The 26,313-nt window shown below is 66.0% G+C and carries 19 protein-coding genes; 13 read left to right on the top strand and 6 right to left on the bottom strand.

The features are described 5' to 3' along the window. Positions 1-153: 153 nt before the first annotated feature. The 6 genes from QZ634_RS12680 (at position 154) to QZ634_RS12655 (ending at position 9,414) form a co-directional block, all read left to right on the top strand. Positions 154-1,134, top strand: a complete 981-nt coding sequence (locus tag QZ634_RS12680; protein WP_291988867.1) for a class I SAM-dependent methyltransferase — start codon at positions 154-156, stop codon at positions 1,132-1,134. A 79-nt stretch (positions 1,135-1,213) separates the two neighbouring features. After that, complete coding sequence (locus QZ634_RS12675; RefSeq protein ID WP_291988866.1) at positions 1,214-2,671, top strand: DUF3375 domain-containing protein; 1,458 nt, start codon at positions 1,214-1,216, stop codon at positions 2,669-2,671. Positions 2,672-2,691: 20 nt separating this feature from the next. After that, entirely contained in the window at positions 2,692-3,375 is a 684-nt protein-coding gene (locus QZ634_RS12670) for a DUF4194 domain-containing protein (protein ID WP_291989012.1), read from the top strand. Continuing rightward, entirely contained in the window at positions 3,368-6,754 is a 3,387-nt protein-coding gene (locus tag QZ634_RS12665; RefSeq protein WP_291988864.1) for an ATP-binding protein, read from the top strand. The genes QZ634_RS12670 and QZ634_RS12665 overlap by 8 nt, the downstream gene beginning before the upstream one ends. Then, positions 6,751-7,992, top strand: coding sequence for a Wadjet anti-phage system protein JetD domain-containing protein (locus QZ634_RS12660; RefSeq protein ID WP_291988862.1), 1,242 nt, complete (start codon positions 6,751-6,753; stop codon positions 7,990-7,992). Before QZ634_RS12665 ends, QZ634_RS12660 begins: the two co-directional genes overlap by 4 nt. A 531-nt stretch (positions 7,993-8,523) precedes the next feature. Beyond that, a complete protein-coding gene (locus QZ634_RS12655) occupies positions 8,524-9,414 on the top strand; it encodes a DMT family transporter (RefSeq protein ID WP_291988860.1) in 891 nt (296 codons plus the stop codon). A gap of 76 nt (positions 9,415-9,490) precedes the next feature. On the opposite strand, the gene QZ634_RS12650 is transcribed toward QZ634_RS12655, so the two are convergent. From QZ634_RS12650 to QZ634_RS12635, 4 genes are all read right to left on the bottom strand, one after another. Next, positions 9,491-10,357, bottom strand: coding sequence for an alpha/beta hydrolase (locus tag QZ634_RS12650; protein WP_291988858.1), 867 nt, complete (start codon positions 10,355-10,357; stop codon positions 9,491-9,493). A gap of 88 nt (positions 10,358-10,445) precedes the next feature. Further along, positions 10,446-10,655 carry a DUF465 domain-containing protein gene (locus QZ634_RS12645; RefSeq protein WP_043565857.1) on the bottom strand — a complete coding sequence of 70 codons (210 nt, stop codon included), beginning with the start codon at positions 10,653-10,655 and terminating at the stop codon, positions 10,446-10,448. Positions 10,656-10,696: 41 nt separating this feature from the next. Next, a complete protein-coding gene (locus QZ634_RS12640) occupies positions 10,697-11,044 on the bottom strand; it encodes an AzlD domain-containing protein (protein ID WP_291988856.1) in 348 nt (115 codons plus the stop codon). After that, on the bottom strand, positions 11,041-11,742 hold the full coding sequence (locus QZ634_RS12635; protein ID WP_291988854.1) for an AzlC family ABC transporter permease: 702 nt from the start codon (positions 11,740-11,742) through the stop codon (positions 11,041-11,043). Before QZ634_RS12635 ends, QZ634_RS12640 begins: the two co-directional genes overlap by 4 nt. A 67-nt stretch (positions 11,743-11,809) precedes the next feature. Here QZ634_RS12635 and QZ634_RS12630 point away from each other — a divergent pair, with 67 nt between their 5' ends. From QZ634_RS12630 to QZ634_RS12615, 4 genes are all read left to right on the top strand, one after another. Next, positions 11,810-12,130 carry a hypothetical protein gene (locus QZ634_RS12630; RefSeq protein ID WP_043565851.1) on the top strand — a complete coding sequence of 107 codons (321 nt, stop codon included), beginning with the start codon at positions 11,810-11,812 and terminating at the stop codon, positions 12,128-12,130. Between the two features lie 111 nt (positions 12,131-12,241). Continuing rightward, positions 12,242-12,805 (top strand): transcription elongation factor GreB, encoded by a 564-nt coding sequence (greB, locus tag QZ634_RS12625; RefSeq protein WP_291988852.1) that lies wholly within the window; start codon positions 12,242-12,244, stop codon positions 12,803-12,805. A gap of 129 nt (positions 12,806-12,934) precedes the next feature. Further along, positions 12,935-14,857, top strand: a complete 1,923-nt coding sequence (gene htpG / locus QZ634_RS12620; protein ID WP_291988850.1) for a molecular chaperone HtpG — start codon at positions 12,935-12,937, stop codon at positions 14,855-14,857. Between the two features lie 29 nt (positions 14,858-14,886). Next, positions 14,887-15,357, top strand: a complete 471-nt coding sequence (locus QZ634_RS12615; protein WP_291989009.1) for a DNA-deoxyinosine glycosylase — start codon at positions 14,887-14,889, stop codon at positions 15,355-15,357. A gap of 171 nt (positions 15,358-15,528) precedes the next feature. Here QZ634_RS12615 and QZ634_RS12610 read toward each other — a convergent pair whose 3' ends face one another. Continuing rightward, a complete protein-coding gene (locus QZ634_RS12610; protein ID WP_291988848.1) occupies positions 15,529-16,077 on the bottom strand; it encodes a hypothetical protein in 549 nt (182 codons plus the stop codon). Between the two features lie 182 nt (positions 16,078-16,259). On the opposite strand from QZ634_RS12610, the gene QZ634_RS12605 reads away from it, so the two are divergent. Next, positions 16,260-18,053 carry a GspE/PulE family protein gene (locus QZ634_RS12605; protein ID WP_291988846.1) on the top strand — a complete coding sequence of 598 codons (1,794 nt, stop codon included), beginning with the start codon at positions 16,260-16,262 and terminating at the stop codon, positions 18,051-18,053. A gap of 320 nt (positions 18,054-18,373) precedes the next feature. Here QZ634_RS12605 and QZ634_RS12600 read toward each other — a convergent pair whose 3' ends face one another. Then, positions 18,374-20,899: a PAS domain S-box protein gene (locus QZ634_RS12600; RefSeq protein ID WP_291988844.1), complete on the bottom strand. Its 2,526-nt coding sequence runs from the start codon at positions 20,897-20,899 to the stop codon at positions 18,374-18,376. Between the two features lie 100 nt (positions 20,900-20,999). Between QZ634_RS12600 and QZ634_RS12595 the strand changes: the two genes are divergently transcribed. Further along, on the top strand, positions 21,000-22,358 hold the full coding sequence (locus tag QZ634_RS12595) for an IS1182 family transposase (protein WP_291986318.1): 1,359 nt from the start codon (positions 21,000-21,002) through the stop codon (positions 22,356-22,358). Between the two features lie 360 nt (positions 22,359-22,718). Further along, positions 22,719-26,273, top strand: coding sequence for a PAS domain S-box protein (locus QZ634_RS12590; protein WP_291988842.1), 3,555 nt, complete (start codon positions 22,719-22,721; stop codon positions 26,271-26,273). Positions 26,274-26,313: the final 40 nt, after the last annotated feature.

The following is a 26,313-nucleotide window of genomic DNA, read 5'->3' as shown; positions in this document are numbered from 1 at the left end:
GGCTCGCCCACGACCGGCATGATCCGGGTTAAGCTAGCCCTTTAACAATCAGGGTCTGGGACGTTCTTCAGCCTGCGGTCTGGTCACTATCGGCGGTGTTGCCGGCAGGGGTGAGCAAGGCTTGCGGGGACGTCGCTGGCACGAGGGGGAACAATGCACTGTCGGATTTGCGGCGAGACCGATCGCCTGACCACTTATCGCGTACGCGAGATGCTCATCGGCTTGCGCGAATCGTTCGATTACTTTCTCTGCGCGCAATGCGGCTGTCTGCAGATCGCGGAATTCCCGCCGGACATGTCCCGCTACTACCCCGCCGACTACTATTCGATGGAGTCGCACCAGCAGGTGCCCGCCCAGCACACAGGCGTCCGCCGCCTTGTCGATCAACTGCTGTTCCTCGACGCGGGTCTCCTCAATACCGTCGTTTCGTCGCTGGTCAGGCGCCTGCGCCCCGACGCCTATCCGGTGCAGCTCATGCCCTTGACGCGCGACGCGGGGCTGCGTTCGTTCGACGATCCGGTGCTCGACGTCGGCTGTGGCAGCGGCGACTTCCTGTTCAGCCTGCGGGCCATGGGTTTCACCTGCCTGTATGGCGCGGATCCCTTCGTTGCCGAAAAGATCGTCCGTGATGGCGTGACGATTTTCAACACCGACGTCAGCGACGTCGACAAACCGGGGTTCTTCCGGCTGATCACCTTCCAGCATTCGCTCGAACATGTCGCCGATCAGCGCGGCACGCTGGCTGCCGCGGCCAGGCTCCTGCGCGCCGACGGCATGATGATGGTTTCGCTGCCGGTCGTCGAGTCGTATGCCTGGGAGCACTACGGTACCGACTGGGTTGACCTCGATGCCCCGCGGCACTTCTATCTGCACTCGCTGCGCAGTCTGAAAAGGGTTGCCGCCGACGCCGGCCTGGTGTGCCGCAGCATCGTCCCTGACCCTTCGATTCTCGAACTGCTGGGCAGCGAGCAGTACCGCCGCGACATCCCGCTGCGTTCGCCCGAGTCGTTCATGATCAAGGGACGCGAGCAGTGCTTCAGCGCCGAGGAGCTGGCCGGGTTCGAGGCGCTGCGTGCAACCCTGAAGCCTCTGGGACGTGCCGGGCGCATAATGATGTACCTGTCGCCGGCCTAGTCGTCTCCGGCGCCCGTACTTTCTCTCCAGCGGCAATGCTCGACAAGCCGGGCCGGCTTCTCATCACACCTGTTCCCTCTTGACTCTCGACTACGCCACCCTCGACCTGCTGCGCCAGAACCATCCGGCGTGGCGGCTGCTGCGTTCGGATCACGCCCCGCTGGTGGCCAGCTTTCTGCAGCGCGTGTTCATCGCGCCGAACGTACGGGTGATGGCGCAGGCGGACCTGGCCGAAGCGCTCGAAGACGAGCTCTTCGCGCTGCGTGATCGCTTCGCCGCCGAGCTGTTCCCGAAAGCGGCGCTCGATTACCTCAACGACTGGGCAGCCAACGACAAGGGCTGGCTGCGCAAGTTCTACGCGCCGGGCTCGGACGAGCCGCATTTTGACCTCACGCCGGCGACCGAGAAGGCCATCGCCTGGCTGGGTACGCTCGCCGCGCGCAGCTTCGTCGGAACCGAGTCGCGCCTGCTGACGCTCTTCGAGCTGCTCAAGCAGATGAGCGAAGGCAGCGAGACCGACCCGCAGACGCGCGTTGCCGAATTGCAGCGCCGCCGCGACGACATCGACGCCGAAATCGAGCGCGTTCTCGCGGGCGACATGCCGCTGCTCGACGACAGCGCGCTGCGCGACCGCTTCCAGCAGTTCGTCGCCATGGCCCGCGAGCTGCTCACCGACTTTCGCGAGGTCGAGCATAATTTCCGCGGCCTCGACCGCCGCGTACGCGAGCGCATCGCCCTCTGGGAGGGCGCCAAGGGCGCCCTGCTCGAAGAAATCATGGGCGAGCGCGACGCCATTTCCGACTCCGACCAGGGACGCAGCTTCCGCGCCTTCTGGGATTTTCTGATGTCGAGCAGCCGCCAGGACGAGCTTTCCGCGCTGCTCGAACGTGTGCTGACGCTGCCCGCAGTCGCCGAACTGCGGCCCGATGCGCGCACGCGGCGAGTGCACTACGACTGGCTCGAAGCCGGCGAGCACACGCAGCGCACGGTCGCCCAGCTCTCGCAGCAGTTGCGCCGTTTTCTCGACGACCAGGCGTGGCTGGAAAACCGCCGCATCATGGACATCCTGCACGGCATTGAAGCCAAGGCGCTCGCCGTGCGCGAGACGCCGCCGCCGGGCAACGAGGTGATGAGCATCGCCGACACCGCCGCGGCCATCGAGCTGCCCATGGAGCGCCCGCTGTACACGCCGCCGATCAAGCCGTCGATCGCCGATCTGGCGCTCGAATCGGGCGACGAAGACGTCGACGCCGCGGTGCTGTTCTCGCAAGTGGTCGTCGACCGCGCGCAGCTCGCCCGGCACATCCGCCAGGCCTTGCAGGAGCGCACTCAGGTTACTCTACGCGAGCTCTGCGAAACGCGTCCGCTCGAACACGGTCTCGCCGAACTGGTCGCCTACCTGCAGCTCGCGGGTGACGGTTTCAAGACGGTGATCGATGAGGATGTGACCGAGCGGATCGTCTGGCGAGGGGCCGGGCCGGACGGCAAGCAGTGCGTGAAACAGGCGCGGCTGTCGCGATTGATATTTGTGAGGTAGGAAACGTGGTGGCAGACGATCTGGAAGCACAGCTCGACCTTGACGGGTCGGCCGCAGCGACATCGGCGCCCGAGAGCCCCGACCTCTCCGCCCTGGTCATTCCCCTGCTCAAGGGCGTGTTCTACCAGGAGAGCGACGCGGCGCTGTGGAACGTGCTGCTCAATCTGCAGGCGCGGGTGCGCGACTATGTGGCGGTACTCGACCTCGAACTGGTGCTCGACGAGGCCGAGGGCTATGCCTTCCTGCGTTCGCGCCCGCAGCCCGAGGAGGGCGAGGGGCCGCGACTGCCGCGGCTGGTCGCGCGGCGTCCATTGTCGTTCCCGGTTAGCCTGCTGCTGGCGCTGCTGCGCAAGAAGCTGGCCGAGTTCGACGCCGGCGGCGGCGATACGCGGCTGGTGCTGGCGCGCGACGAAGTCGTCGAGCTGCTGCGCGTCTTTCTGCACGAGGGCAGCAACGAAGCACGCCTGATCGATCAGATCGACTTCTATCTCGGCAAGGTCGTCGACCTCGGTTTCGTGCGCCGCCTGAAAGTGCAAAGTGGCCAGGCGGCGACTTTCGAGGTGCGGCGAATCCTCAAGTCCTTCGTCGATGCGCAGTGGCTGGCCGAGTTCGACCAGCGCCTGGCGGCGTACCGCTCGTTGCTCGCGGGCGAGAGCGGTGCAGCGGGAAAGAGTGGCCAGCGCAGGGCAGTGTCCGATGAATGACCCGCAGAGCCTGGGGCTCGATTTCGTCGCCGACGACACGCTTTCCGGTTTTCGCCTGCAACGCCTGGAAGTCTTCAACTGGGGTACTTTCGACGCTCGCGTGTGGACGCTCAACCCGGGCGGCCAGAACTCGCTGCTCACCGGCGACATCGGGTCGGGGAAGTCGACGCTGGTCGATGCGGTGACCACCTTGCTGGTGCCGGCGCAGCGCATCGCCTACAACAAGGCTGCCGGCGCCGACAGCCGCGAGCGGACGCTGCGCTCCTACGTCCTCGGGCACTACAAGTCGGAGCGCAACGAGGTCAGCGGAACGGCGCGGCCGGTTGCCTTGCGCGACCACAACAACTACTCGGTGATCCTCGGCGTTTTTCACAACGCCGGCTACGACCAGACGGTGACGCTGGCGCAGGTGTTCTGGATCAGGGACGCGCAGGGGCAGCCGGCGCGCTTCTTCGTCGCCGCCGAACGCGAGCTGTCGATCGCCGGCGATTTCGCCCACTTCGGCACGGACATCGCCACGCTGCGCAAGCGGCTGCGGCGGCCGCTGACCGAAGTCTTCGACAGCTTTCCGCCCTACGGCGCCTGGTTCCGGCGCCGCTTCGGCATCGACAACGAACAGGCGCTCGACCTCTTCCACCAGACGGTGTCGATGAAATCGGTCGGCAACCTGACCGACTTCGTGCGCAGCCACATGCTCGAGCCCTTCGACGTCGCGCCACGAATCACCGCCCTGATCGGCCACTTCGACGACCTCAACCGCGCGCACGAGGCCGTCCTCAAGGCCAAGCGACAGGTGGCGCTGCTCTCGCCGCTGGTCACCGACGGCGAGCGCCATGCGCTGCTCGCGGCACAGATCGACGAGCTGCGCGCGTGTCGCGAGGCGCTCAAGGCGTACTTCGCCGGTCTCAAGCTCGGACTGCTCGACAAGCGGCTCGCCGGTCTTGCCGAAGACTGGCGGCGGCAGGACGCGCAGCTCAGGCGCATCGACGAGCAACGCCTGGCGCAACGCGCCGAGGAGGGCGAGCTCAAGCGCAGCATCGCCGAGAACGGCGGCGATCGGCTCGAACGCCTGGCGGCCGACATCCAACGGCTGGAGATCGAGCGGCAGGCGCGGCTGCGCAAGGCGCAGCGCTATGCTGAGCTGCTGGGCGCGATTGGCGAAAAGGCGGCGCCTGACGAAGCCTCTTTTCTCGCTCAACGCCAGCGCTTCGCGGTCCTCGCCGAAGCCGCCGGCGAGTGCGACGCCAGCCTGCAGAACGACGTCACCGAGTGGAGCGTCAGCTTGCGCCAGGGCAAGCAGGAGCACGACGAGCTGGCGGCCGAAATCAACAGTCTCAAGGCCCGGCGCAGCAACGTCCCGGCCGCGCAGGTGGCGATGCGCAGCGCGCTCTGTCAGGCGCTTGGCTTCGCGGAAGAGACGATGCCCTTTGCCGGCGAACTGCTGCAGGTGCGCGACGACGAGCGCGACTGGGAAGGCGCCGGCGAACGCCTGCTGCACAACTTCGGCCTGTCGCTGTTGGTTCCCGACGACGACTACGCGCCCGTCGCCGAGTGGGTGGATCGCACGCAGCTGCGCGGGCGGCTGGTCTATTTCCGCGTGCGCAAGACCCGGACTGCGCCCGGCGACCTGCCCGGCCTGCACCGCGACTCGCTGGTCCGCAAGCTGGCGGTGAAGCCCGACTCGCCGTACTACGACTGGCTCGAACGCGAGCTGGCCAACCGTTTCGACGTCGCCTGTTGCGCCACCCACGAGCAGTTTCGCCGCGAGACGAAGGCGATCACCCGTGCCGGCCAGATCAAGGCGCCCGGCGAGCGCCACGAGAAGGACGACCGCCACCGCCTCGACGACCGCAGCCGCTACATCCTCGGCTGGAGCAATGCCGCCAAGATCAGCGCCCTCGAAGCCAAGGCCCGGCAACTCGAAACGCGGCTCGCCGAGCTCGGCAGCCGCATCGGCAAGATCATGGGCGAACAGAAGGCACTCAAGGAGCGCCTGAGCGCGCTGTCGAAACTCGGCGAGTACGGCGACTTCAGCGAACTCGACTGGCAGTCGTCGGCCACCGAGATGGCACGCCTGCAAGACGAGAAGCGGCTACTGGAAACGACGTCGGACGTCCTGCAGGACCTGAGCGCACGCCTGAAGCGGCTGCAGGGCGAGCTCACCGAAAGCGAGGCCGCGCTGGCTAGCAAAATGCGCGAACTGGGCGCGACGCAGGCCAAACGCGACGCCGCCGAGACCTTGCGTAGCGATACCTTGGGTCTGATTGCCGACTACGCGGCGGCGCTGCCGCAGGCGGGTACCTACTTCGAGCGTCTCGACGCGATACGCAGCGAAGCGCTCGGCGAGCACCAGTTGAGCGTCGAATCCTGCGAAAACCGCGAGCGCGAAACGCGCGACTGGCTGCAGGACCGCATCGACGCCGTGGATAAGAAGCTGAGGGGGCTGCGCGACAAGATCATCGACGCCATGCGCGCCTACTGCAGCGCCTTTCCGCTCGACACCCAGGAAGTCGACGTCGCCATCGACGCCGTCGGCGAATACCGGACCATGCTCGACAAGCTGCAGGCCGACGACCTGCCGCGCTTCGAGCTGCGCTTCAAGGAGCTGCTCAACGAGAACACCATTCGCGAAGTCGCCAACTTCAACGCGCAACTGGCAATGTGGCGCGAGACGATCAGGGAGCGCATCGCACGCATCAACGGCTCGCTGACGCAGATCGACTACAACACCGGCCGCTACATCGCCCTCGAAGCGCAAGCCACGCCCGACGCCGACATCCGCGACTTCCAGAGCGAGCTGCGCGCGTGCACCGAAGGCAGCATCACCGGCTCGGACGATGCCCAGTACTCGGAAGCCAAGTTCCTGCAGGTCAAGCACATCATCGAGCGCCTGCGCGGTCGCGAGGGCCTTTCCGAGCAGGATCGCCGCTGGAGCGCCAAGGTCACCGACGTCCGCACCTGGTTCGTCTTCGCCGCCAGCGAGCGCTGGCGCGAGGACGACAGCGAGCACGAGCACTACTCGGACTCGGGCGGCAAGTCGGGCGGCCAGAAGGAGAAGCTCGCCTACACCATCCTCGCGGCCAGCCTGGCCTACCAGTTCGGCCTCGAATGGGGCGCCGTGCGCTCGCGTACCTTCCGCTTCGTGGTCATCGACGAGGCCTTCGGGCGCGGTTCGGACGAGTCGGCGCAATACGGACTGCGCCTCTTCGCGCAGCTCAACCTGCAACTGCTGATCGTCACCCCGCTACAGAAAATCCACATCATCGAGCCCTTCGTCGCCAGCGTCGGCTTCGTGCATAACGAGGAAGGCCGCAGCTCGAAACTGCGCAACCTGTCGATCGAGGAATACCGCGCCGAAAAGGCGAGGGCGGCCGGGTGAGCTGGACGCGGCCGGCCGGGCTGCGCGCGCAGGTGCAGAAACTGTGGGACCGCGGCGAAGTGCTCGCCAGCCGGGTCAGCGGCGAGCCGCTGTTTCCACGCCGGCTGGTTCTCAAGGGCCCGACTTCGGCGGAAATGGCCGAGCGCTTCGACGCCGTGCGTGCCTGGGTCGCCGAGCTGCGCGCCATGCCAAACTGCCGTATCGAGATGCGCGAATTCCGCCATCGCGTCTTCGGCGCCAACGCCGTTCCGCACGAGGCGTGGATCGACAGCCTGGACGACGCGCTGGCCCTGATCGGCAAGCGTCGCGACGTCGTCCGTTTCAATGCCCTGCTCGAACTCACGCGGCAGCGCCAGCCGCAACTGCTGGCGTGGCTCGTCAAGCGGCCGCTGCGGGCGCTCGAACTGGCCGGCGAATGGAACCGCCTGCTGGCCATCGTCGCCTGGGTCGCGGAGCGTTCGCAACACGCGCCCAGGCCCGGCGTCTATCTGCGCCAGGTGGACATCGCTGGCGTGCATAGCAAGTTCATCGAAGCGCATCGCGGCGTTCTCGCCGAGTGGCTGGATCTCGTCCTGCCGGCGGCGGCGATCCACACGTCGGCCACGGGCGTGAGCGGCTTCGCCCGGCGCTACGGTTTCCGCGACAAGCCGGTGCGCATCCGTCTGCGCATTCTCGACCCGGCGCACTCGCGCCTGCCGGCCGACTTCGGCGACGACATCACCCTCGACGCCGCCAGCTTCGCCCGCCTCGACCCCGGCGTCGCGCGCGTCTTCATCACCGAGAACGAGATCAACTTCCTCGCCTTCCCGGCAGTGCGCGACAGCCTGATCGTCTTCGGCGCCGGTTACGGCTTCGAGATGCTGGCGCAGGCGCAATGGCTCGCGCGCTGCCGCATCCACTACTGGGGCGATATCGACACGCACGGCTTCGCCATCCTCGACCAGCTGCGCGCGCACTTCGCGCACGTCGATTCCTTCCTCATGGATCGCGCGACGCTGCTCGCTTTTCAAACGCAGTGGGGCGAGGAAGACAGGCAGACCCTGCGCGACCTGCCGCGTCTGAACGAGGAAGAGCGCGCGCTCTACGACGACTTGCGCGACAACCGCCTGCGCAGGAATCTGCGCCTGGAGCAGGAGAGGATAGGGTTTGGCTGGGTGGAGGAGGCGATCGGGGCGATCGGGGGGATCGGGGGGATCGGGGCGATCGCGACGATCGCGACGATCGCGACGCTGCCGTGAGCGCGCAGGGGAAAACGTCCAAGTCCGCTACACCGCGGCACCCCGTCATTGCGAGGAGGCGCAGCCGACGCGGCAATCCAGTTCCATCCTCTCGCTACTATTCCGCCGCGTCGGCAACGCGCAGAGCCAAAACTCTGGATTGCCACGTCGGCTGCGCCTCCTCGCAATGACGCGCGGGTGCGGGTCGGGCTGTTGCATTCCTGACGAGCCTTGTACCAGGCCTGGAGCCAGCGCACTACTCATGCGGCTATCGAAATTCGTATCTTCCAACGCGCACGCAACGCGAGATCCGCGAGACGGGAAGCTGAACTCGGCATGCTCCTTCACTTTCGGCTCGTACCCCCGTGGAAACGCGAGCGCTGTACAGGCTCGTAACACGGTGGACAAGGCAGTGCTATCACGGCGTTGCTGCGAAGCGTCCTATAATCGACGGGTCGCAAAAACTCCCGCCGCGCTGGCGAGCCTGCAAGCCCGTTCGCCGGTTTTTATGCCGCCACCGGCGCGATCCGCGCCCTCTCCGAGTCGCCGCTCTTGACCGCCACTGTTGCCCCCGCGCCAGGCGTCCGCCTGGCGGGCGTTGCCTGCATCGTTGTTTCGGCGACGGCATTCGGGGCGATGCCGATCTTCGGCAAGCTCGCCTACGCCGACGGCGTCGATGTGCCGAGCCTGCTGTTTCTGCGCTTCGGACTGGCCGGCGCGCTGATGGTCGTGGTCATGCGCGTGCGCGGAATGGCCTGGCCGCGCGGGCGCAATCTGTGGCTGCTGGTGGCGATGGGCGGGCTGGGCTACGTCGGCCAGGCGTTCTGCTATTTCGCCGCCCTGCAGTACGCGAGTGCCGGGCTGACGGCGCTCCTGCTCTACCTCTATCCGGCGATCGTCACCGTCCTGTCGGGGCTGCTGGCGCGGCGACGGCTGTCGCCGCTGCGCATGCTGGCGGTGGTCGCGACGTTGTTCGGCACCGGTCTGGCGGTCGGCGGCAGCCTGGCCGGCAGCACGCCCGGAATCCTGCTCGGCGTCAGCGCGGCGCTGATCTACTCGGTGTACATCCTGGTCGGTGAGCGGGTGACGCCGGTGAGCGGCGCGATGGCGTCGGCGACGGTGATCATGCTCGCCGCGGCCCTGGTCTGCGGGTTGGCCGTTCTCGTCCGCGGCCCGGCGTTCCCGACCTCCGCCGTGGGCTGGGCAGCGGCGGGCAGCATCGCGACCCTGTCGACGGCGGTGGCGGTGATTGCCTTCTTTGCCGGCATGGCGCGCCTCGGTGCCGCCGACGCGGCGACGCTGTCGACGCTCGAACCGGTGGTCAGCATCGTGCTCGCGGCGATGTTTCTCGACGAGGCGCTGGGGCGATGGCAGGTCGTCGGCGGGGCGATCGTTCTTGGCGCGGTGATCCTGCTGGCGCGTTCTGGGGATGCGAGAGGCTAGCTGGAGACGCTGCATCGCCCGATGAATCGGGCTCCTACAGAAAAACGCCTCGCGGGACACGGGTTTGTCGGCTGCTTTATCGGGCGATCTTGTGCTCGCGCTCTGGGTCGTTTTCCGCCAGCGTGGCCGTGGGGGGCGTTGTGCTGCCGAGAAATTTCAGCAGCTGGTCGACGATTGCCTGCGGCTGCTCGTTCATCATCGCGTGCCCGCAGTCTGCAATCTCGGCGCGCACCACCTGGCGCAGCGCCGAGAGCAGCGGTGGCAGGTTGCGGCGCGGCGTCATGCGGTCGCGTCGGCCGACCAGCAGCAGCGTTGGGCAGGCGACCTGCGCCGCTGCTTCCAGGCCGTGTGCATAGTCGTTGCAGTTGGCGAGGTCGATGGCCAGGACGCCAGGCGGGCTGCGGCGCATGATGGCCAGCGTTGCGCCCGGTCCCCAGACGCCGTGGCCGCCGCCGCCGGTGAGCAGGAACTGCAGCGTGTGCGAGTATTCGGTCATCATGCGCACGACGCTGTCGGGATGCGTCGTGGCGCGGCTGAGCAGCGCGTCGGCGACCGGCATCGGCGCCGACGTGCCGAGCAGCGCCAGCTGGCTGACGCGTTGCGGATGGCGGGCGGCGCACTCGAGCGTGACCAGCGAGCCCATCGAGTGTCCGACCAGCACCGCCCGCTCGACGCCCACGGCGTCCAGCAGCGCCGGCAGCCAGTCGGCGAGTTCCTCGACGCTGTGCAGGGCCGGTCCGGCCGACAGGCCGTGTCCGGGCAGATCGGGAACCAGCAGCGCGCAGCCGGCGGCGCTCAGGCCGCCGGCGACCCTGCGCCAGCAGTCACGGTCGTTGGCTGCGCCGTGGACGAGGAGCAGCGGCGGGTACGGCGAGCCGGCAGGGTCGAAGGGTTTGCCACCGGTGCCGACGTGGCAGCGTTTCCCGGCGACGTTCAATTGCATGCTGTGCCCCTCATTGCCTCATTGCCTCATTGCCTCATTCCTTCCCGGCGCCCTCTCTTGCCACGCGACGTTTGCTTTTTGCAGGCGCTCAGGCCTGAACGTCCGGCTCCAGCGCGCTCTCCAGCTGGCTGATGCGATCCTTGAGCAGCAGCTTGCGTTTCTTGAGGCGGCGCACCAGCAACTCGTCGGGTGGCGGGCTGAGCAGCAGGTGATCGATCACCAGGTCGAGGTCGCGATGCTCGATGTGCAGTTCGTCGAGGGCGGCGCGTGCGGCTATCGTCTGTTCTTCGCTGAGCATGGGTGGCTTTCTGTGCTTGGAGGTGAGAGGGTTTTGCTTCGCTAGCCGGTCAGGGCCTGCAGTCCCCACAGGGCGAGCATGCCAAGAACGACGGTCCACAGGGTGCTGCGCGTTCGCCAGGCGACCGCAGCGGCCAGCGTGGCGGCGGCGATGCGTGCCAGGTCCGGGTGAATGGTAGGCGCGCCGTCGGCAAAAAACAACGGCGGGGCGATGATTGCCGCCATCACTGCCGGCGGCACGTAGCGCAGGGCCTGGGTGAGCCATGCGGGAAGTTCGAGGCGCGCGAGGAGGGTGATTGGCGCAAAGCGGATGAGGAAGGTGGCGACGCCGATGCCGACGATCATCGACCAGACGAACAGTTCGCCGGCGAGTTCGCCGCTGACGTTCACGCCCTGCTCCACAGCTTCTCGGCGACGACGCCGACCACGACGCCGATCAGCGCGGCCCCGATCAGGTTGAGCTTCAGCGGCAGGACGAGCAGCACCGATGCCAGGGCCCCGGCGGCGGCAGCCAGGCACATCGCGCGGTCGCTGAGCAGCGGTACGACCATGGCGATGAAGGTCAGTGGGACGATGAAGTCCAGCGACCAGCTCGGCGGCACCAGGCTGCCGAGGAGGATGCCGGCGATCGTCGCCAGCTGCCACGCCAGCCAGGTGGTGCCGGCGACACCGAGATAGAACCAGCGCAGGTCGGCTTGCCGCTCGGGGTGCTGCGTGCGGTGCACGATGGTCAGCCCGAAGGCCTGGTCGGTGAGCAGATAGGCGATCAGCGCCTGCCAGCGCCGGTTCTGGCCACGGAAGTGCGTGGCCAGCGAAGCCGCGTACATCAGGAAGCGCAGGTTGACGATCGCCGCCGTCGCCAGGATCACCAGCAGTGGCGCGCCGCTGGCGAAGAGCTGCGTGGCGGCAATCTGTGCCGACCCGGCGAAGATCACCCAGCTCATCGCCGATGCCTGCAACGGCGTCAAGCCTGCCGTACTGGCCGCAGCGCCGCAAACGACACCGAAGGGAATGATGCTCATGCTCAGCGGAGCAAAGGCGCGCATGCCGACGAGAAACTCGGCGCGCGCGCTGGCGACTTGCGGCATGGGCTGCTTTTTACGAATAGAATAGAGGGTCAAATTGTAACCTTGGTGTACCCCCGGGAGGAGGCAGATGGTCTATCACATAATCGTTTCGTTTGGGCGGGAGAGGGATTACGAATTCAAGTTCCCTCACACCGAACTCGCTACTGGGTCTCCCGAAGAAGCGCGCCGCTGGTTTGACAAGGAGTTCGCCGATCTCGAATGCGAACCCAGCAATCCAATGGGCAAGGTTCTGATCATCGACAAGATTCTCAACGTCGCCCGTTACGGCGGCGAGCAGCGCTTCATCGACCGGCGGGAGTGGGCGACGCGCTTCGCGCGGTACACGGCTCTGGCGCTTGGCCGCGACACCGTGCGCATCGATGTGGTGGCGTTCAATATCGGTTACTGAGCGCGCAGCGGCCAGACCTTGCGGCGCAGGTTTGCGGACCTGCGCCGTTGTGTTTTCTGGCGGCGGGTCGGCGAGAAAAGCGATCAACCGCAAAGCGATGAGCAGCAGACGATGAGCAAGGCATTCAGCAAGGAAACCGACGGCGACGAAGACGACGCGGATCTCGATCCCTCGTTCCGCTTGCCGGCGGGGACGCGCAACTACATCACGCCCGGCGGGCACGCACGCCTCCTCGCCGAGGTCGATCATCTGCTGCGCGTCGAGCGGCCGCAGCTGGTCGGCGTCGTGCAGTGGGCGGCGTCGAACGGCGATCGCTCGGAGAATGCCGACTACATCTACGGCAAACGGCGGCTGCGCGAGATCGACCGGCGGATTCGCTTCCTGACCAAACGCCTGGATCTGGCCGAGGTCGTCGATCCGGCCGGGCGGCAGGGCACCGAGCAGGTCTTCTTCGGCGCCACGGTGACCATCGCCGACGAAGAGGGAGGCGAGCAGACCTACCACATCGTCGGCGTCGACGAAACCGATTTCGCGCGCGGGCGGATCAGCTGGGTCTCGCCTCTGGCGCGCGCGCTGCTCAAATCACGAGCGGGGGATACGGTACGTTTCCAGAGTCCGGCCGGCGCCCGCGCGGTCGAGGTCCTGGCGGTGGCTTACGTGGCTATCGAGGACTGAGTCGGCCCGCGTCGCTGGCGGGGCTTGAAATCGCTGCGACCGCCCCCACGTGTTGGTCCATTGCGCGCTTGCACGGCTCTGCGTCATTCGCTGCGGCGTTTTCAATCAACACCTTTCACGGAGTTTTCAATGGGTGAACAGAAGGAAACACTTGGTTTTCAGGCAGAAGTCAAACAGCTGCTGAATTTGATGATCCACTCGCTGTACAGCAACAAGGAAATCTTCCTGCGCGAGTTGATCTCCAACGCCTCTGACGCCTGCGACCGATTGCGTTTCGAGGCCCTCAACAACGCCAGCCTCTACGGCGACGACAGCGAACTGAAGATCCGCGTTTCCTTCGACAAGGAGGCGCGCACCATCAGCATCGCCGACAACGGCATCGGCCTGTCGCGCGACGAGGCCGTCGAACACCTGGGAACGATCGCCAAGTCCGGCACGCGCGAGTTCTTCTCGGCGCTGACCGGTGATCAGGCCAAGGATGCGCATCTCATCGGCCAGTTCGGCGTCGGTTTCTACTCCTCGTACATCGTCGCCGACAAGGTCACCGTCACCTCGCGGCGGGCCGGTCTCGAAGCCAACCAGGCGGTGCGCTGGGAATCCGGCGGCGAGGGTGAGTTCACCGTCGAGATGGTCGAGCGTGCGCAGCGCGGCACCGAGGTCGTCCTGCATCTGCGCGCCGGCGAGGACGAGTTCCTGTCCACCTGGAAAGTGCGCGAGATCATCCGCAAGTACTCCGACCACATCACCCTGCCGATCCTGATGAAGAAGGAGACCTGGGACGAGGAGAAGAAGGAACAGGTGGTCACCGACGAGGACGAGACGGTCAACCAGGCGTCGGCGCTGTGGTCGCGTCCGAAGTCGGAGGTCTCCGACGAGCAGTACAACGAATTCTACAAGCACGTCGCGCATGACTTCGAGAACCCGCTGGCGCACGTGCATGCCCGCGTCGAGGGCAAGCAGGAATACACGCAGCTGCTCTACATCCCCTCGAAAGCGCCTTTCGATCTGCTCGATCGCGGCGCCCGTCACGGCATCAAGCTCTACGTTCGCCGCGTCTTCATCATGGACGACGCCGAGCAGCTGATGCCGCTCTACCTGCGCTTCGTGCGCGGGGTGGTCGATTCCAACGACCTGCCGCTCAACGTCTCGCGCGAGATCCTGCAGCAGTCGCGCGATATCGAAGCCATCCGCGGCGGTTGCGTGAAACGCATTCTCGGTCTGCTCGAAGGACTCGCCGATAGCGACGACGACGCCGAAAAGGAGAAGTACAAGACCTTCTGGAAGGAATTCGGCCGCGTGCTCAAGGAAGGCGTCGGCGAGGACTTCGCCAACAAGGAGCGCATCGGCAAGCTGCTGCGCTTCGCCTCGACGCAGGCCGACACCCCCGAGGAAAGCGTTTCGCTGGCCGATTACGTGGCGCGCATGAAAGAGGGGCAGGAGAAGATCTACTACGTCACCGCCGAGACCTTCACCGCCGCCAAGAACAGCCCGCACCTCGAAATCTTCCGCAAGAAGGGCCTCGAAGTGCTGCTCCTCTCCGACCGCGTGGACGAATGGGTGACCAGCCATCTCACCGAGTTCGACGGCAAGCAGCTGCAGTCGGTGGCCAAGGGCGGGCTCGACCTGGGCACGCTCGAGGACGCGGCCGAGAAGGAAGAGGCCGAGAAAGCGGCCGACGAGTACAAGGAGCTGATCGAAAAGGTCAAGACGACGCTCGGCGAGAAGGTCAAGGACGTTCGCGTCACGCATCGCCTGACCGATTCGCCGTCGTGCCTGGTCGCCGACGAGTACGATCTCGGCGGCAATCTGCAGCGCATCCTCAAGGCCGCCGGCCAGCAGGCGCCGGCGAGCAAGCCGATCCTCGAAGTCAATCCGCAGCACCCGGCGGTGCAGCGCCTCAAGTACGAGGAAACGCGCTTCGACGACTGGGCCAACCTGCTCCTCGAGCAGGCGATCCTGGCCGAAGGCGGTGCGCTCGAAGATCCGGCCGGTTTCGTCAAGCGCATCAACGACCTGATGCTCGCCCTGTCGCTGGGTAGCGCCGGCAAGTGAGCGCCGCCGGCGGGCCGCCCGCAGAGAGCATCCTGCACGGCCTGCCGCCGATTCTCGACAGCGGGGTCAGGATGCTGATCCTCGGCAGCTTTCCTTCGCCGGCGTCGCTGGCCGCGCAGCGCTACTACGGGCATCGCCAGAACCAGTTCTGGCGGCTGCTCGGGGCGCTCTTCGACGAGCCGCTTGGCGAACTCGACTACCCTGATCGGCAGCGCTGCCTGCTGCGCCATCGTATCGGCGTCTGGGACGTCTACCGCTGCTGCCGGCGCCAGGGCGCGCTCGACTCGGCGATCCGCTCGCCCGAGAGCAACGATTTCTCACGCCTGTCCGTCGCCGCGCCGCAGTTGCGGCGCGTCTGTTTCAACGGCCAGACCGCCGGCAGGCTCGCCGCCCGCTTTCAGGGCCTCGGTTACGAGACGCGAATCCTGCCCTCGAGCAGCCCGGCCCATACCCTGGCTTTCACCAGCAAGCTCGAACGCTGGCGCGCGGCGCTCCTTTAGCGCCGAGTGCCGTGTCAGGGTCGTGACGAGACTTCCGGAAAGCGTCGAGGCGACGGCCAAGCCGTCACCCATCCGGCACCCGCCGTCATTGCGAGGAGCGCAGCGACGCGGGGCAACGGGGTGGGGCGTCCACCGCCGCTGTCCCCCCGTGTCGGGCGCGAAAGCCAGGCCTCATTGCCCGGCGTTGAGAACCTCGAGCACGCACTGCGTGTGTTGCGCACCGCTCTTCGCCGCGCACAGCTTGCGGGCCTTGTCCTGTCGTTGGCAGGCCGCCACGTCGCTGGCCTTGCTGCAGTCCGCGGGCAAGGTCTTCTGCAGCACGCAGTTCCTGAACTGCGGTCCGGTCTGGCCATTGCATAGCGCGTAGGCGGTCTTGCGCTGCGCGCATTGCTCGGGGACGCGCGCCTGCGCGCAATCGGTCTGCGCTGCCTGCTGCTGCATGCACTCGGCGCGCGCGGGACCCTGCCTCTCCCGGCAGGCTTCGTAAACCTTGCGGTGCGCGGCCCGGCGCGCGGCGCACTGTTGCGGGTCTTTGCTCCTGCCGCAGTCGGAGGGTCCGCGTGTGCCGAGCATTCCCCGGCGATAGCCCGCGCCCTGCATGGCGGCGCTCGTTCCGTCCGTGGTCGTCGTGGTATCCGCGGCGGCGCCCGACTGGGCGATGGCCGGCATGGCGATGAGGCTGGCGGCGAGTGCTGCGACGATCAATGAACGCATCTGCATGGCGGTCTCCTGGGGGTTGGCGCCGTACCGTCTGCTCTGCCGGCCGGCATGGAAATGGGCTTCGCGAGCAGCGCGAGGGGCGGCCGGCGGAGCGCTGGTATCTTACACGCTCTTGCCGCCGGAATTGGTCGCTGCCGGGCTTGTCCGGTATAGTTGCCGATCGCCGCCCTGGAACGTTCGTCATGCCCGAAGCCACCGTCAGTACCGTCTACGATCATCGCCTGACGCTCGCGGAGATCCTCGGCTGGCTGGTCGACGATGGCCTGGTCAAACGCGCGGAAGCCGATGTCCTGCTCAGGGACAGTCGTCTCAATCGCCTTTCCGCGCACCCGCTGGTGATCGTCGCCGACCAGAAATGGAAGTCGTTGCAAGAGCCGCCGCGCGCCTTGAACCTGGAAGTGCTGGGTGAGTGGCTGGCCGCCAGGGTGGGCCTCGAATACCACCATATCGATCCCCTGAAGGTCGATTTCACGGCGGTGACCGAAGTCATGTCGAGTGCCTACGCGACGCGTTTCGGCATCCTGCCGATCAAGGTGACGACGCGCGAAGTGCTGGTGGCGACGACGCAGCCGTTCCTGCGCGACTGGGAAAAAGAGATCCGCGCCATCGTCAAGAAGGACATTCGCCGCGTTCTCGCCAATCCGGTCGACGTCGCGCGCTATCTGATCGAGTTCTACAATCTCGCGCGCTCGGTCAAGAAAGCCGCCCAGATTGGCGGCCAGGGCGGCAATCTGTCGTCGTTCGAGCAGCTCGTCGAACTCGGCCGTACCAATCGCCAGTTCGACGCCAACGACCAGCACATCGTCAATATCGTCGATTGGCTCTGGCAGTACGCGTTCGAACAGCGGGCGAGCGACATCCACATCGAGCCGCGGCGTGAAGTCGGCATCGTTCGCTTCCGTATCGACGGCATGCTGCATCAGGTGTACCAGATCCCGATGAGCGTCATGGCGGCGATGATCAACCGCGTCAAGATCCTCGGGCGCATGGACGTCGTCGAGAAGCGCCGGCCGCAGGACGGCCGCATCAAGACGCGCACCGCCGAAGGCCAGGAAGCCGAACTGCGCCTGTCGACGCTGCCCACCGCTTTCGGCGAAAAGCTGGTGATGCGCATCTTCGACCCGGAAGTGCTGGTTCGCGACTTCACCGAACTCGGCTTCACCGACGACGATCAGGCGCGCTGGAAAACGATGTCCGAGCGGCCCAACGGAATCATCCTCGTCACCGGCCCGACCGGTTCGGGAAAAACGACGACGCTCTACTCGACGCTCAAGCAACTGGCGACGCCGGCGGTCAATGTGTGCACCATCGAAGACCCGATCGAGATGGTCGAGCCGGCGTTCAACCAGCTGCAGGTGCAGAACGTCATCGACCTCGGTTTCGCGCAGGGCGTCAGGGCGCTGATGCGCCAGGACCCGGACATCATCATGATCGGCGAAATCCGCGATCTGGAAACCGCCGAAGTGGCGATTCAGGCGGCGCTGACCGGCCACCTCGTGCTCTCCACCCTGCACACCAACGACGCGCCGGCGGCGATCACCCGCATGCTCGACCTCGGCATCCCCTCGTACCTGCTCAGCGCCACCGTGCTCGGGGTCATGGCGCAGCGCCTGGTGCGCATCCTCTGTCCGCATTGCAAGCAGGAGCACGCGGCGAATGCCGTCGAGGAGAGCATGTGGGACCAGCTGGTCGCCCCCTGGAAAGCCAACCGTCCGGAGCGTTTCTACCGCTCGGTCGGCTGCCTCGAATGCCGTATGACCGGCTTCCTCGGGCGCGTCGGCCTGTACGAGATTCTCATGCTCTCGTCCGACGTCAAGCTGGCGATCAGCGAAAACAAGGATATTGCCAAGATTCGCGAGCTCGCTTTCCGTGAAGGCATGAAGCCCCTGCGCATCGCGGGAGCGATGAAAGTCGCCGCCGGGGTGACCACGCTGGGCGAAATCTTCAAGGTTGCGCCGCCGATCGAGCACGCCTGAAATGGTGCTGGCAGCGCGTCGCTTTCTTCACCTGACGTTCAGCAAGCTCTTCGCGTTGTCGATGCGGCGGAAAAGTCGTGCGCGGGTGGAACTGGATTGCCACGTCGGCTGCGCCTCCTCGCAATGACGAGTCGGTTGGCGTGGGGCTGCTGTGTTTACACGCAAGCTTCAGCAGCGCAGACGCGAACGCGATGTGACACCCGTGCCGCCCTCGCTGCTCGCTCAACCCTTGACGCAGACCACCTGGCGCAGGGTATGCACGACCGCGACCACCGCGGGCATGGCCGTCTCCTCGTCCGCCATCGGTCTCAGCTTGCGACCTACCCAGGCGGTGCGGTGTCTGCGGGGGCTGGCGCGTCACCCCGCTCCCGCTCCCGCTCCCTTGGCAGCAGCAGGCGAAACTTCGATCCGCTGCCGACCTGGCTGCTCGCTTCGATCCTCCCGCCGTGGCGCTGGGCGATGCTGTAGGCCAGCGACAGGCCGAGGCCGGTGCCCTGGCCGATCGGCTTGGTGGTGAAGAAGGGCTCGAAGATCCGCTGCAGGATTTCCGGCGCGATTCCCTTGCCGCTGTCCTCGACCTCGACCCATACCTCCTGCGCGTCGCAGCCGGTGCGCAGGGTGATCGTTCCCCGCTCGTCGATGGCGTGCGCGGCGTTGACCAGCAGGTTGAGAAAGACCTGATTGACCTGCGCCGCGATGCACTCGACTTCGGGGATGCCGGCGTATTCCTTGCGCACCTCGGCCTTGTACTTGATTTCATTGCGGACAATGTTCAACGTGCTGTCCAGCCCGGCCTCGAGGCTGGCGAACCCCCATTCGCTGCTGTCCACGCGCGAGAAATCCTTGAGATCCTGGACGATCCGGCGCACGCGCTGCAGGCCGTCGAGCGATTCGTCGATCAGCGTGCCGACATCCTCGCGCAGGTAGGCGAGGTCGGCGGCGTCCCTGGCCGCGCTGATGGCGTCCATCAGCGCCGGGTGCTCGGCGAGAATCGGGTCGGCTGCCGCGTAGGCGTCGATGACGCGCAGCAGGTCATTGACCTCGTTCCTCAGGCTGCCGAGGTTGGAGTTGACGAAACCGACCGGGTTGTTGATCTCGTGCGCCACGCCGGCGGCGAGTTGGCCGATGGAGGCCATTTTCTCGGATTGCAGCAACTGGTTCTGCGTTTCCTCGAGTTTGTGGTTCAGCTCCGTCAGGCGCTCGATGGTCGCGTGCAGCTGCCGTTCGCTGGCGTGCTTGTCGGTGACGTCGACGCCGGAACTGAGGGTGCCGGTCACCGCTCCGGAAGCGTCGCGCAGCAGGGCGTTGCTCCACGCCACGAGTCGTATGCGGCCGTCGGCGGTGAGGACGTTGTTGTGATTGTGGGCGGCGATTACGCCCGTTGGGGTGCTGGCCAGCCAGTCCCGGAAACTGCTGCGCAGCGATTCGCGTTCGGCTTCCGGCACGAAGCGATCGAACCAGTTGCTGCCGACGATTTCGGCCTCGCCGAGGCCGAGCAGAGCGCAGCCTTCGCGGTTGATCAGGCGAACGCGCAGGTCGCAGTCGATGACGACGATCACCGCCAGCGCCACGTCAAGATATTCCTGGGCCTGTTCGAGGGCGTCGCGCAGCGCTGCGTCAGCGTGTTTGCGCTCGCCGATGTCGCGAAAAATGACCACCGCGCCGACAGTCTGACCGTCGGCAACGATCGGCGCGCCGGCAAACTCGACCGGAAAACTGCTGCCGTCCTTGCGCCAGAACAGTTCGTCGGCCGAGGTGCAAACCTCCTGGCGGGCGAGTGCGGCGTAGAGCGGGCACTCGGCGGCGGGATAGTGCGTTCCGTCGGCCCGCGTGTGGTGCAGCAGGCGATGCGCTGGCTGGTCGAGCATCTCGGCGGCGTTCCAGCCGAGCAGGCGTTCGGCGGCTTTGTTGACGTAGGTGATGCGGCCACTGGTGTCGGTGCCGTAAAGGCCCTCGGCCATTGACTGGAGGATCGACGACTGGCGCTGCTGCAGCAAGTCGATTGCCTGGCGATCCGCGCGCAGCTTGTCGGCGGTGCGATCCAGCGCCACAATGATGCGCCCGAACTCGCCACGATGACTGCCGCCGACACGGGTTTCGAGGTCCCCCTCGGCGACGCGCGCCAGCGCGCCTTCGATGACGTCGAGCCTGTTGATCACATCGCGGAAAAGTCGGTGCGAGACGAGAAGGAAGCTGGCCAGGCCGACGAGCAGCAGCAGCGCGGTCCCGAGCAGCGTTTGCCGGAAGACGCCTTGCGCCGCGGTGTAGGACACGGCGACGTGCGCCTGCTGCAGAGCGATCAGTTGGCGGGCCGGGGTGACGATCTGCAGGTGTATGGCCCACCAGTCTTCTTTCAGGAGCACGGCAATTGCTGGCCTGTCATCTGCGGCGAGAAGGCGGTCAAGCTTGTCCAGTACCGCCGGCAGTTCGGTCATTCCCGCGGCGATGGTAGCGATCAGGTCTTTTTTAGGGGCGTCGACCGATCCGGCCATCGCGTGCAGATACGCCTGCCAGGCAAGCGGAACCTTTTCCTGGGTGTCGAGCACGTAGAGCTGTGCGCCAGGGACGCCAAAATCGTCGTTGAGCACGCCATACATGCGCACCGGCACGCTGCTGAGCTGTTTGTCGATCTGAATCAGGAGAGCTATCGGCTCGACTTCTTCTTCGAGGACCCGGCGCAAGCCCTCCTGGCCTTGCCAGCTGCCCCACATGCCGACGACGGCGACGCTGGCCAGCGTCACGCTGGCGAGCACGATCAACAGCAGCAGGGTCTGGCGGATGCTGAGATTCACTGCTGCCGCACTTTCGCCCTGCCTCGCTTCGCCATATTCCTGTCCTTTCGCCATCGTTGCCGTCGTGGCCTGCACTCTAGCAGCCTGTCGGACTTTCCCGGCGCCAGAACCGAACATGCTATAATCATACTTCTTCGAGCAACCGAGTCATCGCATGTCCAACTTTATCGTCGCTGACCGCCAGACCGACTATCTGCTGCCGCCGTCGGTGGACGATTGGCTGAACCAGGACCATCTGGCGCGCTTCATTGTTGAGGTGATCGACCAGCTGGATCTGTCGAAGCTGACGCGTCAGTACGCGGGGCGCGGATCGAAGGCCTACCACCCGGCGACGCTGCTGGCGATTCTGGTCTATGGCTACGCCACCGGTGTCTTCTCGAGCCGCAGGCTGGAGCAGGCCACCTACGATTCGGTCGCCTTCCGCTTTCTTGCCGCCAACCGGCATCCCGATCACGACAGCCTGGCGGCCTTCCGCCGACGTTTCCTTGACGAACTGAGCGACCTGTTTCTGCAGGTCCTGGAAATGGCCAAGGAAATGAAGGTGCTCAAGGTGGGGAACATCTGCCTTGACGGCACGAAGATCGAAGCCAACGCCTCGCGGCACAGTGCGTTGTCGCACGGGTACATCGAAAAGCTGGAAGTGCAGCTCAAGGCCGAAATTCAGGAACTGCTGGCGCTGGCGGAACAAGCGGATCGAGCCGATATCCCGAATGGCGTCAGCCTGCCCGAGGAACTCAAGCGTCGCGAAGATCGGCTGGCGGCCATGGCCGCCGCCAAGGCCACGATAGTCGCCCGGGCCAAGGAGCGCGATCAGCGTGAGAAGGCCGAATACGACGAGAAGATGGCCTGCCGCGCCGCCAAGGAAAAGGCCACCGGCAAGAAGCCGGGCGGCAAGCCGCCCAGGGCGCCCGAGCCTGGACCGCGGGACAAAGATCAGCTCAATCTGACTGACGAAGAGTCACGCATCCTGCCGGTGGCCGGTGGCGGCTTCGAACAGGCGTACAACGCCCAGGCGGCGGCCGATGCGGCAACGATGCTGATCGTCGCCACCGGGGTCACGCAAGCGCCCAACGACAAACAGCAAGTCGAGCCGATGCTGGCGACCCTCAAGGCGCAGGCGGTGGTGCTCGGCGCCGTGGAATGTCTGATCGCTGACAGCGGCTACTGCAGCGAGAAGAACATCAAGGCGTGTGAGGCGGCCGGCATCGATCCCCTGATCGCCGTCGCTCGTGACGAGCACCACCCGGGCTGGCGGCAGCGCCACAGTGAGCCGGCAGCCTTGCCCGACAATGCCACCCCCGTGCAGGCCATGTCTCATCGCCTGAAGACCCAGGCAGGACGGGCGCGCTATGCGTTACGCAAGCAGACCATCGAACCGGTGTTCGGGATCATCAAGTCGGTGATGGGCTTTCGCCGCTTCTCGCTGCGCGGTTTGAACAAGGTCACCGGCGAGTGGACGTTGGTTTGCATGGCGTGGAATTTGAAGCGCCTGGCCGTATTGCGCCTGCAGTAGGGAAAATGAGGGGAAAACCCTCGGAAAAGCCTGAAAACCGACGAAATCCGGCTTTTCTGTCGCGTATGGTGAAACGCGCCGGCCAGGCCGGCGGTCAGTCCGACAGGCTGCTAGCAGAGAGCCTTCCTGCGGTCATCGCCGATCGTTCCGGCGCCATGACCCGGCTGCGGCACGTGCGGAAGGGCCGTCGGCAGCAGGGCCGTATCCCCGCATTTCGGGATGGTTTTTTTTACGCGCTGGCCTTATCCTACGCCGTTGCGGCAAACACCCGCGCGTCCCGAGAGACGTTCAGGCCATCGTCCCCGGCGGTGCCCTGTTCCGCCGGCGCGAATGTCCCGACCGGGAAGCAACGGCAGAACCATGAGCGAGCCGAGCCCGTCCCCCGCGGCACCTCGTCCCGGACCAGATCCTGGTGCGCGGCAGCGTGGCTGGCTGCCGGAGGCGCGTTTCATCCGCTACCTCTGCGTCGGCATACTGGGCATCAATATTCTCGTCGCTGTTGCACTGGCGTTTGTCTTCGCCGAGTCGCGGCGCAGCGAGGAGCAGGAGTTCCGCGCCGAAGCGACGACCATCGTTCGGCTGATCGGCAAGGATGTCGAGAGCCAGTACGGCAGAATCGACCTCAGCCTGCGCGTTGTCGCCGACGAGTATGGCAGGCAGCTGGCGCATGGCCGGCAGCCGTTAGAGCGCTGGCTGGAGCGCGTCAGCCAACGCCATCCGGCCCTGAACTTCATCGTGATCAGTGACGCCGCCGGCCGGATCGTTGACGCACCTGGGGGCAATGCCTCGAGCGGCGTCAATATCGCGGATCGCGAGTATTTCATTCGCTTGCGGGACGATCCGCAGCTCGGGATGGCGATCGCGCCACCGCTGACCGGGCGCATCTCCGGCAAGACCGTGGTGGCGATGGCGCGGCGACTGGGCGCAAGGGAGCAGCCGTTCAGCGGTGTCGCCGTGGCGTCGGTTCCCGTCGACCACCTCAAGAGCATGCTTTCCGGGCTGTATTCCGAACCGGCGAGCTACGTCGGGCTGCTGGACTCGCAACTGCGCTGGACCGCGGCGGCTCCCGCCCTGCCGGCTGGGGTACAGGCCGGAACCCCGCTGGCCAGCGGCGCCTTGCGCGAGGCCCTGGCGGGGTTGCCTGTGGGCGCTGTCGTCGTCAAGAGCGACGACGGCAGCGAGCAGCTTGTCGCGTACGCGCGAAATTCGACCTATGGTTTCACCGTGCTCGTCGGTCGGTCGGCGGAGGTCCCGCTTGTCGAATGGTGGCGGAAGGTCGTCGCCGGTGGCGTGGCGATGGCCGTGTTTGCCCTGCTGACGATGTTCCTCGGCTGGCTGCTCGTGCGCAGCTGGAAGCAGCAGTCGGCGATGACCTTGAGTCTGCTCGAACGTGACGAGTGGGTCCGCCAGGCGCAGCGGGTTGGCGGCCTGGCGCTTTTTTCCTACGATCTTTCCAGCCAGCGCTTCGCGGTCAGCGATGCCCTGTACGCCATTACCGGAACCGACGGCGACTACCCGCATACCTGGCCAGGCTGGCTGGCGCTGGTGCACGCGGACGACCGCCAGGCGCTCGATCTCGCTTTTCGCGGCGTCGCGCGCGGTGAGGTCGATGGTCCCGCGCTCGAATACCGGATCGTCCGGCGTGGCGACGGCGAGCTGCGCTGGCTGAGAAGTGTCGCCCATCTGGTCGCGGCGGCGGACGGCGTCAAGCCGACGATCACCGGCGTTGTCCGCGATATCACCGTCCAGAAGCACGACGAGGATGCGCTGCGCAAGAGCGAGCAACTGCTGCGCGCCAGCGAAGCGGATCTGCAGGCTGCCGTCGACCAGGCGGCGGTCGGTATTGCCTTCGTGGCGTGCGACGGTCGCTGGCTGCGGGTCAACGAGCGCCTGTGCGAGCTGGTCGGCTACCCGCAGTCGGAACTGCTCGCCATGCGCTTCCAGGACATCACTCACCCGGATGACCTCGCGCGCGACCTGGCCCAGCTCGAGCGGACGCTGCGCCGGGAAATCGACAGGTACACGCTGGAAAAGCGCTACATCCGCAAGGACGGCCGTTGCCTCTGGATCAACCTGGCTGTCTCGCTGATTCGCGATGACGATGGGACGCCAAAGCACTTCGTTTCGATTGTCGAGGACATCGACGCGCGCAAGAACGCCGAGCAGGACTCCCGCCGCGTGCGTGGCTTGTTGCAGGGTTTCCTCGATCACCTGCCCGGCCTGGCAGCGATCAAGGATCAGCAGCGGCGCGTCGTGTTCGCCAACCGCGGCCTGCAGGCGGCACTGAGGCTGGACGACGCCGGGATCCTCGGCCGTGGCAACGGCGAGCTGTTTCCCGGCGAACTTGGCGAGACGCTCGACGCCCTCGATCGGCGCGTCCTCGCTGCCGGTGAGACCGAAGTCACGGAGCTGGCCTACGCTGGACGAGTCTACCAGACGACAAGGTTCATTATCGGGCAGGACGACGGGCCAGCGGTGCTCGGCGCCATTGCACTCGACGTCACGCGGCGCCACCGGCTCGAACAGCGGATGCGGGCATTGCTCGAGATCAACGAACGCGCCGGCACGCTGGCGGAGAAGGAATTTCTCGCTCACGGACTCGAGGTCGCCGAAAAACTGACCGCCAGCGACGTCGGTTTCCTGCATTTCGTGAACGACGATCAGGAGACCATCGAGTTGTCGACGTGGACCGCCGGCGCGCTCAGGGGCTGTGCGGCAATGTTCGACAGCCACTATCCGCTCAGCGAGGCCGGAATCTGGGCCGATTGCTGCCGCGAGGGACGCGCGGTGTGCTTCAACGATTACGGCGAGTACGCGGCCAGGCGCGGCCTGCCCGACGGGCACGCGCCGCTGCAGCGGCTGATCTCGGTGCCGGTGGTCGAGCAGGGCGCAGTGCGCATGGTCGTCGGCGTCGGTAACAAGATCGCCGCCTACGACGACTTCGACGTCGAGACGGTGCAACTCATCGCCAACGCAGTATGGAGCGTCGTCCAGCGGGCACGGGCAGAGGCAGCGCTGGCGCGTCGCCTCGCCGAAGTGACCGCGCTCAACGGCAAGCTCGAAGACGCTCATCTGCAACTCCTGCAGTCGGAAAAGATGTCGGCGATCGGCCAGCTCGCGGCAGGCGTCGCGCACGAACTGAACAACCCGATCGGTTTTGTCCACTCCAACCTCGGCACCCTCGGCGAATACGTCGAAGAGCTGCTGGCCATCGATGCCGCCTATCGTCGTGTCGAGGAACTGCCAGCGCTGGCGGGCAGCAGCGCGCTCGACGAAGTCCGCCGGCTGAAAGCGGCGAGCGATCATGCGTATCTCGTCGAAGACCTGCCTAAATTGATTCACGAAAGCAAGGAAGGCCTCGAACGGGTGCACAAGATCGTCCTCGACCTGCGCGACTTCTCGCGCGTCGGCGAAAGCGAGTGGCAGTGGACCGATATTCAAAAAGGCCTCGAAAGCACGCTCAACATCGTCTGGAACGAGCTCAAGTACAAGGCCGACGTCGAGCGCCAGTACACGCCGCTGCCACCGATCCGCTGCCTCGCCTCGCAGCTCAACCAGGTATTCATGAACCTGCTGGTCAACGCCGCACAGGCGATCGAAACGAGTGGTCGGATCGTCATCCGTACCGGCACTGACGCCGCCTCCGGGGACACTGCCGACGCTGGCGCTGCGGTCTGGGTGGAGATCGAGGACAGCGGGCGCGGCATGGCACCGGAGGTGCAGAAGCGCCTGTTCGAGCCCTTCTACACCACCAAGCCGGTCGGCAAGGGGACCGGGCTTGGCCTGTCGATTTCATTCGCCATCGTTGCCCGGCATCATGGCCGCATCGAATTCCGCTCGGAAGTCGGTCGCGGTACGACTTTCCGCATCACCCTGCCGATCGACGCCAGTCAAGCCGACTCGGCGAACGAGTGATCGACGGAGGAGGGCGCGCCACACTATGCAGACGAGAGAA

Origin of the sequence: Candidatus Accumulibacter sp. ACC007 (genome assembly GCF_907163205.1) — a bacterium.
In the GTDB taxonomy this organism is placed as follows: Bacteria; Pseudomonadota; Gammaproteobacteria; order Burkholderiales; family Rhodocyclaceae; genus Accumulibacter; species Accumulibacter regalis.
The sequence above is the reverse complement of the archived record's forward strand: the minus strand, read 5'-3'. Positions and strand labels throughout refer to the sequence as shown.

Coding starts and splice junctions, on each gene's coding strand:
- QZ634_RS12630 (WP_043565851.1), top strand. CDS start 11,810: ATGGTCTATCACATAATCGTTTCGTTTGGGCGGGAGAGGGATTACGAA.
- QZ634_RS12590 (WP_291988842.1), top strand. CDS start 22,719: ATGAGCGAGCCGAGCCCGTCCCCCGCGGCACCTCGTCCCGGACCAGAT.
- htpG (WP_291988850.1), top strand. CDS start 12,935: ATGGGTGAACAGAAGGAAACACTTGGTTTTCAGGCAGAAGTCAAACAG.
- QZ634_RS12665 (WP_291988864.1), top strand. CDS start 3,368: ATGAATGACCCGCAGAGCCTGGGGCTCGATTTCGTCGCCGACGACACG.
- QZ634_RS12605 (WP_291988846.1), top strand. CDS start 16,260: ATGCCCGAAGCCACCGTCAGTACCGTCTACGATCATCGCCTGACGCTC.
- QZ634_RS12650 (WP_291988858.1), bottom strand. CDS start 10,357: ATGCAATTGAACGTCGCCGGGAAACGCTGCCACGTCGGCACCGGTGGC.
- QZ634_RS12610 (WP_291988848.1), bottom strand. CDS start 16,077: ATGCAGATGCGTTCATTGATCGTCGCAGCACTCGCCGCCAGCCTCATC.
- greB (WP_291988852.1), top strand. CDS start 12,242: ATGAGCAAGGCATTCAGCAAGGAAACCGACGGCGACGAAGACGACGCG.
- QZ634_RS12645 (WP_043565857.1), bottom strand. CDS start 10,655: ATGCTCAGCGAAGAACAGACGATAGCCGCACGCGCCGCCCTCGACGAA.
- QZ634_RS12635 (WP_291988854.1), bottom strand. CDS start 11,742: ATGCCGCAAGTCGCCAGCGCGCGCGCCGAGTTTCTCGTCGGCATGCGC.
- QZ634_RS12680 (WP_291988867.1), top strand. CDS start 154: ATGCACTGTCGGATTTGCGGCGAGACCGATCGCCTGACCACTTATCGC.
- QZ634_RS12595 (WP_291986318.1), top strand. CDS start 21,000: ATGTCCAACTTTATCGTCGCTGACCGCCAGACCGACTATCTGCTGCCG.
- QZ634_RS12600 (WP_291988844.1), bottom strand. CDS start 20,899: ATGGCGAAAGGACAGGAATATGGCGAAGCGAGGCAGGGCGAAAGTGCG.